We start from the raw sequence: 14,636 nt of genomic DNA on the forward strand, positions 1-14,636 counted from the left end.
GTTCTTTGACCATCCACAGTTCCCGATCTTGGTCGGCAAGACTTTACGCGGGGTCCGATGCGGACCGCAAGACCTCGTTCAGTACCCCTTCGATCTGCCAGGTCAGCCGTCGGACACGCTAGTGTGCGCTATAGGCACCGTCCACGAGATGATAGCTGCCCGTGATGAAGCTCGCCTCGTCCGAAAGCAAGAAGCAGACGAGTGCGGCGACTTCCTCCGGGCGCCCTCGTCGCCCCATCGGCTGCAGCGATTCCATCCGACGGCTGCTCGCCAGTTGCGGATGCTCCGTCAGGAGCGGGGTTTCGATCCAGCCGGGACCGACGGCGTTGATGCGGATACCGAACTTGGCATACTCGATTGCCGCGACCTTGGTCAGTCCCGTTACGCCGTGCTTTGCCGCGGTATAGGCCACCGTGAACGGCAGCCCGACGCAACCGAGCACGGAGGAGACGTTGACGATCGCGCCGCCACCGGATGCCATCATGGCGGAAATCTGATGCTTCATGCCGTAGAAGACACCGTTCAGGTTGACGTCCATCACCTTCTGCCAGCCGTCGATGGGATAGTCCCCGCTGGGGAGCCGCGGCCCGTGGATGCCGGCATTGTTAACCGCCAGATGCAAGCCGCCGCATCTTTCCACCGTCGTTTCGACCAGCCTCCTGACCGCTTCGGCGTCAGTGACGTCCACCGCGACCGCATGGGCCTTGTCTCCGTGCGCACCACGAATCTCGGCTGCAATGCCCTCTGCGGCGTCATGGTCGATATCGGCAAGGACAACCTCGGCGCCCTCGGCGGCTAGGCGTCGCGATATCGCGGCGCCTATTCCCGAACCAGCGCCCGTCACGATCGCGACTTTTCCGTCGAAGGCAAACGCCATTATTTCATCCCTGTTGACTGCCACGGCCAGTCGAACAGAGGCCGCCCTTCGACGCAAGGGGATTCGTCGGAAGCGGAACCGACATGGTTAGTCGGCACATTTTTTCTTCCGGCTTCAATCAAAGGGAGAGACTTGGCCGGAGCGCGCCGCAATGGTATGCCTAAAAAAGGCAGGGGTTCGTCTGATCGCTAGCAGGTGCAAATGGACAGGAACTTCATGACACGTCGGGGATTCGTGTTCCTGGGGCTGGGTTTGCTGGCTTCTGGATGCAGTTCGACCTTCGGGTCGGCGGGATATCCCTCCATGTCGACCTATCGCGTAGCCTCCCAATACCGTCGTCGTCAGGTCGCGTATGATGGAAACGAGGCGCCTGGCACAATTGTCGTCAATACCTTCGAACGGTACCTTTATCTCGTCGAGGGCGGTGGCCGTGCGATCCGCTACGGCGTTGCCGTCGGCGAAGAGGGGCTGACGTTCCGGGGGGAGGCGACCGTGGGTCGCAAGGCGGAATGGCCCTCCTGGAGGCCGACAGACGACATGATTCGGCGCAAACCGCGGCTGGCGCAGTATGCGGGCGGCGTGGAAGGCGGACCGCACAATCCCCTTGGAGCGGCCGCGCTCTATCTCTACCAGGGCAAACAGGACACCATGTACCGGCTGCATGGAACAAATGAGCCGTGGTCGATCGGACATGCGGTCTCGAACGGATGCGTGCGCCTGACGAATGAGGATATCGTCGATCTCTACAGCCGTGCGCCCGTGGGAACGCGAGTGAAGGTCATTTGACAATACATCCGGAAGGAATAGGCCAAGCTCCATGTGTTTCCTGTGTTCCAGGCTATAAATTCCAAGCCTTCCGCCAGTTTTGCGCCACGGTTATTCCGACTTGGCGCTGTCATGCAAACCCTTACGGGCCCCTAGTTGATGGGGGACACGGTCTACTGAACAATCGGAAGCGACGGTCCTTTCGCAAAGAGCCGCCGCAGGAAGCGGAATCGCACCCTGCAAGAGCGCGCAGGCTAGTCATTGATCACGGCTTGAAACAATTCGTTGATAAATCTGATCTTGTCAGCTCTTTGCAGCGATTAACTTTGTGTCCATTCCGCACTATGCCTTTGTTGCTTTTGAGGTTATTAGTAGTAGCGTTGCCTTCCAAAACCTATTCCGTTCCAAGGAAAGGACATGTTGATGAGCAGACTTCTAATCGTGACAGTAGCAGTACTTTCCGTTGTCAGTCTCAGTGCCTGCGGCACAGTCGGCAAAGGCAAGGGCAAAGCCCCGCCACCGGTCGAGCAGCCGGCACCCGTATATAAGTGACAACCAGCCTTGGATCGGGGAAGTGCCTGGCGGCACTTCCCCTTTCTGTGCGCTCTCTCCGGCAAAACGCTAACGGCTGTTGCCGATGGCAGGCGAGGGTGCTTTCCAGCCAAATTTAGGCTACCTTGACCGTGGCACCGGTAAATGGAGCGTGTTCTATGACGCTGGGAAAGAGCCATGCATTGCTTATAGCCGCCCTCGCGCTTGTGCTTGCATCCTGCCAATCCGAGGACAAGCCGCCGCAACCCCGTTACGTTTCGGATTACCGCGGCTATACCGGGGCACCCGAGGGGGCAACGCAGCGCAGCGAGAAGCTCTATTTTATCGAGTTCCGCTCACGCTATGCTCTGAGTTACGGGCACACCTATGTGATCTTCGGGCGCGCCGACAAGTCCGGCAGGATGATCAATCCCGAAGTCGCGGGCCTTGCGCCGGCTTCTACGGATGCAGCCCCCTACGTTCTCGGTCATTTCCTGCCGGTGCCGGCTGAGACCGGAGCGAGTGATGGCGATCTCGAGGAGGAATATCGCTCTGCAAGTTGGCGCGTCAAGTTGACCGAGGCCGAGTACCAGAAGACCGTCGCATTCATTCGGCAATTGAAGGCTAAGTCCAAGTTCTGGCAGGCGACCGTCAACAACTGCAACGCCTGGACCGGGGAAATCGCAAAGTCCATGGGTTTCAAAACCCCGCCAATCTGGCTCAGGCCGCAGCAGTACATCACAGAGCTTCGCGAGATGAATACTGGCTGAATCGGTTGCCTGGGATCGACGGGAAACGGGCATCGTACAAAGACCGGTGAAATGCCAAGCCCTGTGGCACGGCATGCTTATCTCAAAGACCGCGACGCGCTCTGGGCCTAGTGATGCACCTGGTTCTGCGCGCTGATTGCCGTTGGAGTGGGAGGAAGGGAGCCCTGCTGGGGGATCGTTTCGTCTCGGGCTTCATCCGGCCACGTCTGTATATCGTTGCGGACTATTCACTTTTCGTCTTGTCAGAGACAAAATCCGCTGTGCAGTATGAGCGAAATTTAGCAGGCCCTGAATCTAAATGAACTTATCTGCTGCCGCAATCGGTCAAACACTATGGGTGCTCGGCGTTATTGCCTGGTACGTTATCCGCTACCCGTTCGAGCGCCGCGCCAAGCGCGTTCGGATCGTCACGAACCGCCGTTCGTTCGTCGACATGTTCGGGCTGGTCGCGGCCACGCTAGGGCTCGCTATCATACCCGGCATCTACGTCGCCACCGGCTTTCCTGAGGCGGCCGACTATCCCGCCCACATGTGGGCCATTCCAGTCGGGGCGGTTTCGTTCTTCTCCGCGATGTGGCTTTTTCGCCGGACCCACAAGGAACTCGGCAAGAACTGGTCGATCACCCTGGAAATTCGCGACAAGCATCAACTGGTCAGCGGCGGGCCATACGCGCTGGTTCGCCACCCCATGTACACCTCGTTTCTGCTGATGGCGCTCGGCCAGGCTTTCCTGCTGCCGAATTGGATCGTCGCACTGGCCGGCTTTGTCGGATTTGCGTTCCTGTTCTTCCTGAGGGTCGACAAGGAGGAGCGTATGATGCTGGACAGTTTCGGGGTCAGCTATCGCGATTACATGGATCGGACCAAGAGACTTATCCCCTACATCTACTAGAGGTGGCATGATGCGCGGCCGCGCTTTGAAGATTTCGGCACCGCGACGCCTCGTCGGCGACCTCATGCGGTTCTCGATCGGCATTCCGCGTGTCACGGTGCAGCGGCAAATGAACCTCGGCCCGCTTGTTAGCGCCAGGGCGGCGCAGCCGGAGCGGCCGTCATGGACCGTGCTGTTTTTGAAGGGTTACGGGCTGCTTTCGCAGGAGACGCCGGAACTGCGCCGAGCCTATGTCAAGCTCCCGCGTCCGCATTTCTACGAGTATCCCGTCAGTGTCGCCTCCGTCGCGAATGAGCGTGAACATGACGGGGAGCGAATCGTCCTTTTGGCGACCATCAAGGCTCCCGAGCGCCGCACCATACCCGACCTCCAGGCGATGATCGCAGCAGCCCGCGCGCGTCCGGTCCTCGAGATCAAGGAATTCCGGCGCGCGCTGAAGTTCGCCCGGTTGCCGGGGCCGGTCAGATGGCTGCTGATGTGGCTGGGACTGAACATCGCCCGGCAGCGCGGCCGCCATTTCGGCACGTTCCAGTTCTCCGTCTATTCCGGTCTCGGGGCGGAGTCGTTCAATCCGCTCACGCCGCTGACCACCCTGCTCAACTATGGTCCGATTGCCGAAGACGGCACGGTCAATGTCCGCATCCTCTACGACCACAGGGTCATGGACGGGGCGAATGTCGCGCGGGCGCTGGAACGTTTCGAGGAGATATTGAACGGAGAAATCGCCATGGAAGTGAATGGCCTTGCCCAGGACGGGGCGGGACCTGTCCAGGCGGCGAGGACGGCCGGATGAGCCTCGATTCCCAGTTGAGGCCGGCGGTCGTCGTCGTCGGGGGCTCCCGCGGTATTGGAAAGGCGATCGCGACCGTCGCGGCGCGGGAGGGCGGTCCCGTGGTGCTTGTCGCTCGCTCGCACGAGAGCTTGCTGGCGGCCGCAACTGAAGTGCAAGCGGCAGGCGGCGAGGCCTTCACCCTTGAACTTGATCTGTTTTCGGCCGATGCGTCGCTGCGTCTGCAGGCGTTCCTCACCGAAAACCGACTGTCGTGCGATATTCTCGTCAATAGCGCCGGCTATGGCCTGCGCGGCGCAGCGACAATCCTGCCGATCGGCGAGCAACTGGGGATCGTCGATCTCAACATACGGGCACTCAGCGAGCTGACGCTTCGTTTCCTGCCGGGCATGCTTGCGCGCCGGCGTGGAGGGGTTATCAACCTCGGTTCGATTGCCGGCTTTACCCCCGGCCCCAACATGGCGCTCTATTATGCCAGCAAGAGCTTCGTGCGCTCTTTCTCCGACGCCCTGCATGAAGAGTTGCGCCACACCGGCGTCACCGTGACCTGCGTGGCGCCCGGCCCGGTGGAGACAGAATTTCTCGATCGATCCGGGGCCGGCCGGGCAATGTTGTTCAAGGTGCTGCCGAGAGCGGACGCCGTCGATGTGGCCGAAAGCGCCTGGCGAGCCTTCAAGGCCGGCCGCCGGCTGGTGGTGCCGGGTGTATCCGCGAAGCTGACGGCTTTCTTGGCATCGGTTCTGCCGACGGCGATCTTGCTGCCGTTGATCGGCAGACTGCAGCGTCGCGGCAACGACCCATGCCCATGCGGATCGGGGGTAAAGTACAAGGCCTGCTGTGGCAAAGGCTGGCTTCGCCAGCGCAGCCGCTCCGGCCGGATCGCCCCCGAGCGCTAAAGCGCCTCATCCAGAGACGATAGCCGCAGGTTAATTCAACGCAGGCGCATCCGGACAGGATGGCAGCCGCCGGAACGGCCCACATGCAGGTGAATTCCGGCCTGTGGCTGTCCGGTGCGCCAGGCGCGCGCGCCATGGGCCAGCAGCATGCCGACCAGGTCCTTGGTCCTGTTGCGCGAGCGCGCGAGGCCAATGTCGGCGATCCGAAGCGCTGCCTCGTGGAGAGGGTGAAGACCGTTCCTGTTGCCGCGTTTGCCACCCGATCCGGGCGGGGAGCCAATCACATTCTCGTTCATCGCCATAACGTGCCTCGTACGCAATACTCTATCGAGGACGGCGGACGCCGCTGTCGGGCGTCCCCGGCCTTGCCGCCGTCACCGGTAATCTGACCCATCCGGTGGCTGTCGCGGCCAGGCTGATATCTTTGCTGCGCTGGTTCATGAAAAAGCGTCCCACGCAGCCATGCTCGTCACTGCTGGCTCGCCCAGCAGGCAATGCCTTTCTTCTTCAGAACTTTGCAGGCGTTGACTGCGCTGTCCTGGCCGGAAAAGCCGCCAAACCGGGCGCGGTAGAGCTGTTCGCTTCCGCTGCCGAAGGCGACGGTGAAGGGTTGGGCACCACGCAACGCCTTGCCGCCGCTATCCTGCGCCTTGTTAAGGAGTGCCTGCGCTTGATCGCGATCCGGGGTGGCGCCGATCTGGATGACCCAGCCGGAGGGAATGGATTTGTCTTTCGAAGCGGCAGTGGACGAGGTCGTCAAGGCGTCGACTGCCGGATCGATATCACCTTCTTCCACGACCGCTTCTGCTGGGGTTGGCGTGGGTGCGGCGACGTTACGCTGGACGCGAAGGGTTGCCGCAAGCGCGTCCTTGCCGACGACGCGAGCGGCGCTTGTGTCGGTGGTCGCGGCATAGGCCATCTCGATGCGCGATTCTTCGTAGCGGTAGGCAGGTACCGGGCCATTTTCGGGCAGTTCAAAGGTTCGGGCGGTCTCTACAGCGCCGCCTGCGTTTGCGGGCACGGTGTTTGCCGCCGCACTTGCCGTGAGCGTCGGGGCATCGGCAGTTTCAGCGATCAGATTGCCACCGCCGCGGCGGGAGGCCGTAGGCATGTAGCGGGCAATGAGTTGCTTCATCTGCTGGTCGCGAGAGGCGCCCGAGCGCCCGCCGAGCACGACGCCGACGACGCTGCGGCCGTCTGCCTGGGCGGACGTGACCAGGTTGAAGCCCGAGGCACGGGTGTAACCGGTCTTGATGCCGTCGACCCCGCGAACAACCCCGAGCAGCCTGTTGTGGTTGCCGATCGTCGCCTTGCCGTAGCTAAAGCTGCGGGTATTGAAATAGCCGTAGTACTGCGGAAAATGCTGGCGCAGCGCCAGCCCAAGGCGCGCCTGATCGCGGGCCGTCGTGACCTGCGCGGTGTTCGGAAGGCCGTGGGCGTTGCGATAGACGGTGCGGGTCATGCCGAGCGCGCGGGCCTTCTGCGTCATCAGACGAGCGAAGCGCTCTTCGGAGCCGCCCAAAAACTCGCCAAGCGCCGTTGCGACATCGTTGGCCGACCGCGTCACCAGCGCCTGGATCGCCTGCTCCACCGTCAGCTTGCTGCCGGGGCGCACCCCGAGCTTGGACGGAGGTTCCTGCGCCGCGTTTTTTGAAACCGGAACGAGCGTGTCTTTGCGAATCTTACCAGCCTCGAGTGCTTCGAAGGTAAGATAGATCGTCATCATCTTGGTGAGCGAGGCGGGATAGCGCTGCTCGTCCGGCGCTTCGCTATAGAGCACCTTGCCGGTCTTCGCGTCGATCACGATCCCGGCATAGTTCGGGTTTGCGTACGCGGTGCCGGCAGACGCGGCGACGGCCAGGCCGCCAGCCACGAGGAGAGCCTTGGCTGCGGCAGCTGCGATCCCGGTTGCGCGTGAAAAGATGACAGAGGATAGGGAACGGAACACGCTGTTACTCTTCAGGTCTCGGATTGTTGGGCCGGCCGGATGAGAGTCGCGGGCGGCGATTGGAGAGAGACTATCGGGGCAGGGTTACCAATCGGTTTATGATGAATCATTCGTTGTGCGGTTGGTTCGGTTTTTATCGGCTGCTTTTGCCCAAGAGGTGGGGGTCCGCGAGCGCGGTTTGGGCAAAATTTCGGATGGCGTGTTCCATCTCCTGCCACTGCGGCAAAAGTCTGCTCGAAAACCGATAGAGCAGCGACAGATCGTCGCCGATGTGGATATCCCTCTGACAGTCCGCGCCGGTGGACGGCTGTCCGGCTTCGGGTAGGACGCAACGCACCGCGTAGGTCGTGCCACCCGGCAAAGCTCCCAGCAGCAAGACCTCGTCGGCATAGCCGGAATCTTGCTTCAGGCGACGCAGCGTCAGGCCGCCAGGGCCAGTTTCCGGTTCGCCTTGGAGCAGGTGCGAGAAAATTGGTTCGACCCGGCCGGACATGTCCCGCGACATGGTGCTTTGCGAGAGTTGCACGAACACAAGGCTCTCCGGACGCCCGACATCGTTGAAGCGCAGCCGGTTTGCGTTCGAGTAGCCCTCCATTTCAGGCCATGTGAGATAGAGGTCGACGCGGTCCGTCCGTCCGCTGTGGCGCTGTTCCTCGAAACGGATAGCGTTGGCGGTCAGTCGAAGGCGATCCTGACCGATCAGGATCTCGTGCATCTCGCGGCTTTCGGTGTGGCCAGCCAGGGCGATGTGTTCGCCAAGGGTGCGGCCGCCAAGACTGATGGCGATCGTCAGGGTTGCAAGCGCGGCGATTCCGATGGTGAGGCGCTTCAGAAAGCGGGGCGAGAACAGCGCGGCCTCGTCGGTCTCACGGAGATGGGATTTGGCGTGCATGGTTCTCCCGCAGCAGCCTCGCACACACCAGACTCAGTAGTGCGGTGGTCCGGCGCAGAGCTTGCTCGATGACGGGGAGCTTCACTGATCGTGGTTAACAATCGGTAACCGGGAGGAGCGCCCGGCGGCCGTAAAGCCAAAGGCGGCCCGGCAGTCGAAAAGCGTCCGGCTCAGGGACAGGTGAGCCGGCCGCAAGTGACCTTGGTCGGCACGGGTCTGGGAAATGACCGGAACTCTTTGTTTCGATCTGGCCAGCCCTTTGCCATCCAGCCGGTACAAGCCGTCGGCGGGTTTGCAGGGTGCGGGTTATTGCCGGACGCTGCCGACCGCGGTGGCGCGTCCGTCCTGGAGCTTGACCCACTTGCCGGCGTTGCGCACGGACTGGCGCTTGAGGAAGCGGTATTCGGTCTCCGACCAGAGCAGGACCTTGTCGCGCATGTTGTCGAGAACGAAGTCGCCGCGATCGGTGCGCACGGTGAGAACCGCGTGGCCTTCGCCATTGGGCTGGAGCACGACCGTAATCAGCAGGTCGGACGGGGAAATGCCGGCTTCGATCAGCATCTTGCGCTTCAGCAGGACGTAGTCTTCGCAGTCGCCGGCGACGCCCGGATAGGTCCAGCGCTCTTCGACGCCGTAGATCTCGTCATCGGTGAGCGGCTCGACTGTGCTGTTCACGGTGTAGTTGACTTCGAGGATTTGCTTCCAGTTCGTCTCATCCAGCGCAAGTGGATCGCCGGCGGACTGGGCGCTGCACTCGTCGGCGTACTGCTTGCAGAATTCGTAATGACCGATCGGCTGGTTGGTCGGGCCGGTGATCGTCATGCTTGCCGGAAGCGCCTGGGCAGCCGAGCCGAATGCGAGCGAAGCGAGAACCCCGAATATCCCTGTCCAAGTTGCTTTTTTTGTCATTGTCCTGTCCCCGTGTTGGTTGGACAATGACAGGTATTTTTTTATCTCACGCGAAGTTCCGAAGTATAATTAAGTGCAAAATTTCGATGATCTGTAGTCAATTAAGAATAAAATCAAAATCAACTTTGATTTTAAGTTGATGCAAATTTGTCTAAAATTGTAACGATCAATATGCTGGCCAAGGCGCGGCTGCTCGTTTGAGCGAATCTGTAACCTGCTGAAATCGCTTGCTTTGTAAGCAGATTCGGGTTCGCGCGTTGAGGTTATCGGCGGGCGCGCCCGACGGATCGGTGTTCGAGCAGGGACTTTCGGCCGACAGCAGATGGTCGGAATGATGCATCAATCCGTGCTGGATCCGGTCGCCGCCGGCCACGCGGGAAAATTCACAGTGTCATGCGGGAAAAAGAAAAAGGGGCGTGAAGCCCCCGGGATACAAGTCGCCGTCGCCAAGGTTACAGGAATTCGGTGAGTGCTTCCTTCGGCTGCACACTGGAGAACTCGATTGCCACGCCTTCCTGGAAGTGGCGAACCACGCGTCCGCGCATGTTGCCGAGCTGAACCGGCGTGCCGACGGCCGGCCGAACCTCGATATCGACGGCGGCGCCCGACAATGACAGGTCGATGATGCGGCACGGGTAGTGGCGGCCGTCGTCGAGCGCCAGTTCGGTTCGGGTGTTGCGCGGCGTCAAACGATCGTGCTGGCGGTCTTCGGGAAGGCCCAGCTCGTGCTTGTTTGCAATCCAGGTCAATTGTGCCGCCAGCTTTTCCCGCTTGCGGTCCGTGGCGTTGACCGTGATGACGAAGCCATCTTCGGTAAGCCTCTCGACAGTACCCTCGATGCGGCCGAGGTGGTCGACATAGGCGATGATCCGCTCGCCGGCGCGGGGACGGGCGTGGCAGGCGAAGAAGACATCGCCCGGCGACATGGAGAGCGCGACGCAGTCGTATTCCTCATGATTGGGCAGCATGAGGCGGCCCGGCAGATTCACCGAAACACGCTGGAAGTTCCGCTGTTCGGGATGCGGTCTGCGGTCTGCCGGCGATGCTTGCTGAAACGAATACATGGGCAGACAGGGCCTGATGGAAATCTCTTTCCAACTTGTAACCTTTCGAGGTTAACAGTTCGTTCCGCGGCATTGTCGTTGTTAGCAGTCTGAACGACCATGTCGGCTGGCAGGTACTATCTTCCGCCGTCGAAGACCCGCAGGTGCAGGACGCGGCGCACCACCTGGCCGAAGTCGTGCCTGCTGACGGCCATCGATGATCGCGGCATGGGAATCGGCGGGCGTGCCTGCAGGAATGCGTTCTGCTGTTCATGATCAATGACCCCGACCGTATCGATCGTCATGTACCGAAACGGAACGTCCAGCGGCTGGACGGGGCCGACCGGACACAAGGCGCCGAAGATGCGATCCGCATGCGCCGATTGCGAGGTCATCGGTAGGAGCAGGATCTCGATTGCGGTCGGCTGGGCTGCGCGCCCGTAGGCGCTGGCCTTCAGTGCTGCCGGTGTGCGCTGAGCCAGGATGTTGGCACAGATCCGCGAAATTTGGGTGCGGACGTCGGGCGCGAACAGCCCCGGAAAGCTGGTCGTGCGAAGCTCGCGGCCGAACAGGGTGCACACGCGGGTTCCCGCAAGCCGGAAGAGGGCGCCGGGATCGTTGGCCTGTTCCAGGATGAAGAGATCGGGCAGAAAATGCCGGAGATCAGCGGGCTCGATGTCGCGCCGATCGGGAACGTCCCGGCCTCCGCGTACCCGCGACCAGTAATCGTAGACCGTTTGTGCTGTTGTCGTCTGCATTGCATTTCCATTCAGCGGTGTGCCGATGCGACACGTCATGTGCCGGCGGTCTCCGTCTGAACGATTCGTAGCGAAGATCGTGCCAACAGCGGTGTTAAGGTTAATCATTGGTTTCGATTGTGCGTGGCGGCGGGCCATGGCACACCATCCCCATCTCGAAGGGAAACCTTCAGCACAATTGTCGGGCCGGGGTTTTGGGGGCTCGGGGCCGTACTGCGAAAGCTGTACGGCCCGTCTTTTATCTGTTAAACGCCGCCGTGCTCACCTTCCGGGAAGCGGCGGATACGATGGATACTGACAGCAAGGACGTTTTGCCCGGAGCGGCCCGTAAGCGGGAACCTGCATTCAATCTGCCCGGAAGCCTGGTCCTCGCGCTGTCGGTTCTCACATTCATCCATGTGGTCCGCACCTATCTGCTTTCGCTTGAAACGGACGAGTGGGTGCTTCTGAAATTCGCCTTCATCTCTGCCCGCTACGTGCCCCAACTGATGGCGGCGGATTGGGCGTGGATCTGGACACCGGTGACCTATTCGTTTCTGCACGGCAGTTGGGAGCACCTGCTGTTCAACGGGTTCTGGATGGTGGCCTTCGGCGCACCTGTCGTTCGTCGCATCGGTCCCCTGCGCTTCATCCTTTTCTGGTGTCTGTCGGCCGCAGCGTCGGTTGCCCTCCACTGCGCCCTGCATTGGGGGGAGATGGTTGTCGTCATCGGCGCATCAGGCGTTGTTTCCGGCCTGATGGGCGCCGCCGCGCGCTTCGTCTTTTCGCCAAGCGGTCGCATCAGCCGCCAGTTCGCCCACCTCAACCGCTTGCTGTCAGTGCGCGAATCCCTGTCGAATCGGTCGGTCCTGGTCTTTTCGGCCATCTGGTTCTTGACCAACTTCGCAATCGGATTCGGGCAGTTCTTCGGCGGTACCGATGGCGCCACGATCGCCTGGGAAGCGCATATCGGCGGTTTTCTGTTCGGCTTCTTCTGCTTTCCGCTGTTCGACAGTCTTCGCTCCGAAGGTGAGGCGCCGCGCCGACCGAGCTGACGGCCGGTCAACTGGCTGACTTGCATTCGGTGGTCTCGTGGCGCACCATGGCACGGTTTCCCGTTTGCGAATGCAGGCCGGAAGGGAAGGAGGCCCCCGTTGGGGACCCTTCTGCTGGCAGGGCGATCCTGTCGGATTTCCTGCCACTCTGCGTCATGTTGCACAGGAGGAAGGCATGTATGTAAAATCGATACTTGATGAAAAGGGCCGGAATGTCGTTACTGCTGGTCCGCAACTGACAGTTCGTCAAGCTGCCGTCTACCTGCGAGACAATCACATCGGAGCCATCGTTGTCGTCGACCGAAATGATCGGATCGCCGGCATCCTGACGGAGCGCGACATCGTCGCCGCAGTCGCCAAGAGCGGGGCCGATTGTCTGGATAGGCCTATTTCCTCGGTGATGTGGGGCAATGTCCATCGGTGTGAAGAAAATACCACCGTGGAAGAGATCATGGAGATGATGAGCAGGTTGCGCGCACGTCACATTCCGGTGGAGATGGACGGTCGCCTCGTGGGGATCATTTCGATCGGTGACGTCGTCAAGGCCCATATTCGCTCGATCGAACGTGAAGCGGAAGAAATCAAAGCCTACATTTCCCGCTGAGCCGGGCTGAAAAACGATTAGCGTCTGGCGTGCCCGACTGGGGCAGGCGGCGCTGCATGGTGTTGGACGGCGAGAAAGCCAGCGCGCGGGCGGCTATCGTACAAGCGCTTCCTGCATGCGCTTGATCTCGGCGATCTTCGACTTGGTCTCGACATAGCCCCGGTCGATGGCTTCTCCGGCGCGATGAAATTCGGACAATCCGATGTCGCTCAAGCGTGGATGCAGGGCCAGATCCGGCGGGTCGCCGGCCAGGCGTGCTCGGGCAATGCGGTCCTGGATGATGTTGAACGACTGCACCATCACGCCGGTCAATCCGAGGCGTGCCGCACCGCTCTCCTGTCGTGCAGCAGTGTCCACCGGCTGCGCGCTCGCGACATGCTTGATGACCGCGGAACGGCCATAGAGGTCGTAGTTCAGGTTCACGGCAACGACGAGCGGCTGCTCATAGGCACGGCAGACGGACACGGGCACCGGGTTGACAAGCGCGCCGTCGACCAGCGTGCGGCCGTTGCACTTGATCGGCTCGAAAATGCCGGGCAGGGCGTAGGACGCACGGATCGCCGTGATGAGGGAGCCATCACCGATCCAGACCTCGTGGCCGCTGTTGATCTCGGTCGCCACCGCGACAAAGGGCCGGCCGAGGGATTCGATCGAGAGATTTTCGAGATGCTCCTGCATGCGCCGCGTCAGGCGCATGCCGCCGAACAGGCCGCTGCCGCGGATCGTGAAATCGAGCAGGCTGGCAAGCCGGCGCATGGTGAGCGACCGGGCGAAGCTTTCCAATTCGTCGAGCTTGCCGGCCAGGTAGCAACCGCCGACCAGGGCGCCGATCGAGGTGCCGGCTATCATGCTGACTTCGATTTTCTCCTCGTCGAGTGCGCGCAACACGCCGATATGCGCCCACCCACGGGCCGCACCGCCACCGAGCGCCAGCGCGATCCGCGCGCGGGTGTCGACGGTAGGGGCAGGCGGAGGCAGGCTGTTGACGGACGGATCACCCGGATCAGACGTACCCGCCGTGCTTCGGCTGAAACTCCAGTTCAACATGACGGCCCTCCGATGTGGAGAAGATTTGACACGCGCATGAGTTCCCCAGCCGTCTCACCTCTTTGCAAAGAATAATGCAAAGAAGGCGTCGTGGCACCGGGCTCGGGATGAACGCAAACTGCCTCGTTGAGGCAATACCGTTGGCTTTGGCTCATCAATAAGGTGTAGTCAGGGCAAGCGGGCAATAATCCGCAGGAAAATATCGAATTAGACCAACCGGGAAATATCGGCGCGTGGTCATGTAAATCGGCTGCCATGGCTGTCTTCCGTCCAGCGCGTTGCCCGAGGCCGAAATCGGCTCACAAGCATCACGCAGGTTGATTGCGTCCGCGCCGTTGGCGCGTCGGAGACATTACGAACCCAATGCGTTGCCAATTGGTGAACTCGTCCGGATTCGGAACGGGTTTGGTCGTTGGCGCTATTTCTTGCCGTAGATATCGTTCGGATCAAACTGGATGCGATCGTCGGCGACGGTGAGCTGTGCTTCGCCGCCGCTGCGGGCGACCGTGCGATAGAAGCAGGAGCGGCGCCCCGTATGGCAAGTGGCGTCGTGCCCGGCCACAGAGACCTTCAGCCAAACCGCATCCTGGTCGCAGTCCGTGCGCAGTTCGACGACCGTCTGCAGGTTTCCGGACGTCTCGCCCTTCTTCCACAGCGCCTTGCGCGAACGGCTCCAGTAGTGGGCGATGCCGGTCTCGATCGTGAGCGCGAGCGCCTCGGCATTCATGTGCGCGACCATCAGGAGTTCGCCGTCGCGGGCATCGGTGACGACGGCCGTTACGAGGCCGTGTTCATCGAAGCGCGGCGTAAAGGCTCTGCCGCTTTCCAGTTCGGTCTTGTCGGTGGAGGGGGTGTGAAACTGCATCGTCATTCACGGTTG

At 61.3% G+C, this 14,636-nt stretch carries 17 protein-coding genes; 8 read left to right on the forward strand and 9 right to left on the reverse strand.

Going from position 1 to position 14,636, the window contains the following annotated elements:
- Positions 1 to 118: 118 nt before the first annotated feature.
- Complete coding sequence (locus AC1DDS_RS20245) at positions 119 to 877, reverse strand: SDR family NAD(P)-dependent oxidoreductase (RefSeq protein ID WP_477480488.1); 759 nt, start codon at positions 875 to 877, stop codon at positions 119 to 121.
- A gap of 201 nt (positions 878 to 1,078) precedes the next feature.
- Between AC1DDS_RS20245 and AC1DDS_RS20250 the strand changes: the two genes are divergently transcribed.
- The 6 genes from AC1DDS_RS20250 to AC1DDS_RS20275 all read left to right on the forward strand — a co-directional run bounded on the left by AC1DDS_RS20250 (position 1,079) and on the right by AC1DDS_RS20275 (position 5,521).
- Positions 1,079 to 1,663 (forward strand): L,D-transpeptidase, encoded by a 585-nt coding sequence (locus AC1DDS_RS20250; RefSeq protein ID WP_477480489.1) that lies wholly within the window; start codon positions 1,079 to 1,081, stop codon positions 1,661 to 1,663.
- 402 nt (positions 1,664 to 2,065) lie between these two features.
- Complete coding sequence (locus AC1DDS_RS20255) at positions 2,066 to 2,194, forward strand: ABC transporter (RefSeq protein ID WP_310420613.1); 129 nt, start codon at positions 2,066 to 2,068, stop codon at positions 2,192 to 2,194.
- A gap of 158 nt (positions 2,195 to 2,352) precedes the next feature.
- Positions 2,353 to 2,943: a hypothetical protein gene (locus AC1DDS_RS20260; RefSeq protein ID WP_477480490.1), complete on the forward strand. Its 591-nt coding sequence runs from the start codon at positions 2,353 to 2,355 to the stop codon at positions 2,941 to 2,943.
- 298 nt (positions 2,944 to 3,241) lie between these two features.
- Positions 3,242 to 3,835, forward strand: a complete 594-nt coding sequence (locus AC1DDS_RS20265) for a protein-S-isoprenylcysteine O-methyltransferase (RefSeq protein ID WP_477480491.1) — start codon at positions 3,242 to 3,244, stop codon at positions 3,833 to 3,835.
- A 10-nt stretch (positions 3,836 to 3,845) separates the two neighbouring features.
- Positions 3,846 to 4,628, forward strand: coding sequence for a hypothetical protein (locus AC1DDS_RS20270; protein ID WP_477480492.1), 783 nt, complete (start codon positions 3,846 to 3,848; stop codon positions 4,626 to 4,628).
- Positions 4,625 to 5,521, forward strand: a complete 897-nt coding sequence (locus AC1DDS_RS20275) for an SDR family NAD(P)-dependent oxidoreductase (RefSeq protein ID WP_477480493.1) — start codon at positions 4,625 to 4,627, stop codon at positions 5,519 to 5,521. The genes AC1DDS_RS20270 and AC1DDS_RS20275 overlap by 4 nt, the downstream gene beginning before the upstream one ends.
- Before the next feature lie 35 nt (positions 5,522 to 5,556).
- On the opposite strand, the gene AC1DDS_RS20280 is transcribed toward AC1DDS_RS20275, so the two are convergent.
- The 6 genes from AC1DDS_RS20280 to AC1DDS_RS20305 all read right to left on the reverse strand — a co-directional run bounded on the left by AC1DDS_RS20280 (position 5,557) and on the right by AC1DDS_RS20305 (position 11,209).
- Entirely contained in the window at positions 5,557 to 5,823 is a 267-nt protein-coding gene (locus AC1DDS_RS20280) for a hypothetical protein (RefSeq protein ID WP_477480494.1), read from the reverse strand.
- Between the two features lie 167 nt (positions 5,824 to 5,990).
- Positions 5,991 to 7,469, reverse strand: a complete 1,479-nt coding sequence (locus AC1DDS_RS20285; protein WP_477480495.1) for an SPOR domain-containing protein — start codon at positions 7,467 to 7,469, stop codon at positions 5,991 to 5,993.
- A 133-nt stretch (positions 7,470 to 7,602) separates the two neighbouring features.
- Positions 7,603 to 8,361 (reverse strand): hypothetical protein, encoded by a 759-nt coding sequence (locus AC1DDS_RS20290; RefSeq protein ID WP_477480496.1) that lies wholly within the window; start codon positions 8,359 to 8,361, stop codon positions 7,603 to 7,605.
- Positions 8,362 to 8,667: 306 nt separating this feature from the next.
- Positions 8,668 to 9,270 carry a transglutaminase-like cysteine peptidase gene (locus tag AC1DDS_RS20295; protein ID WP_310420599.1) on the reverse strand — a complete coding sequence of 201 codons (603 nt, stop codon included), beginning with the start codon at positions 9,268 to 9,270 and terminating at the stop codon, positions 8,668 to 8,670.
- A 452-nt stretch (positions 9,271 to 9,722) separates the two neighbouring features.
- The gene (locus AC1DDS_RS20300) at positions 9,723 to 10,334 is read right to left on the reverse strand and encodes a PilZ domain-containing protein (protein WP_477480497.1); all 612 of its coding nucleotides are present in this window, start codon (positions 10,332 to 10,334) and stop codon (positions 9,723 to 9,725) included.
- A 116-nt stretch (positions 10,335 to 10,450) separates the two neighbouring features.
- Complete coding sequence (locus AC1DDS_RS20305; protein WP_310420595.1) at positions 10,451 to 11,209, reverse strand: PAS domain-containing protein; 759 nt, start codon at positions 11,207 to 11,209, stop codon at positions 10,451 to 10,453.
- Positions 11,210 to 11,358: 149 nt separating this feature from the next.
- Here AC1DDS_RS20305 and AC1DDS_RS20310 point away from each other — a divergent pair, with 149 nt between their 5' ends.
- Positions 11,359 to 12,105, forward strand: a complete 747-nt coding sequence (locus AC1DDS_RS20310) for a rhomboid family intramembrane serine protease (protein WP_477480498.1) — start codon at positions 11,359 to 11,361, stop codon at positions 12,103 to 12,105.
- A 175-nt stretch (positions 12,106 to 12,280) separates the two neighbouring features.
- Positions 12,281 to 12,709, forward strand: coding sequence for a CBS domain-containing protein (locus tag AC1DDS_RS20315; protein WP_477480573.1), 429 nt, complete (start codon positions 12,281 to 12,283; stop codon positions 12,707 to 12,709).
- Positions 12,710 to 12,802: 93 nt separating this feature from the next.
- Here AC1DDS_RS20315 and AC1DDS_RS20320 read toward each other — a convergent pair whose 3' ends face one another.
- Together AC1DDS_RS20320 and hisI are read right to left on the reverse strand one after the other, a co-directional pair.
- Positions 12,803 to 13,756, reverse strand: coding sequence for a patatin-like phospholipase family protein (locus tag AC1DDS_RS20320; protein WP_477480499.1), 954 nt, complete (start codon positions 13,754 to 13,756; stop codon positions 12,803 to 12,805).
- Positions 13,757 to 14,174: 418 nt separating this feature from the next.
- A complete protein-coding gene (hisI, locus tag AC1DDS_RS20325) occupies positions 14,175 to 14,627 on the reverse strand; it encodes a phosphoribosyl-AMP cyclohydrolase (RefSeq protein WP_477480500.1) in 453 nt (150 codons plus the stop codon).
- Between the last annotated feature and the right edge of the window lie 9 nt (positions 14,628 to 14,636).

It is taken from the genome of Mycoplana sp. 10N416, assembly GCF_056394765.1.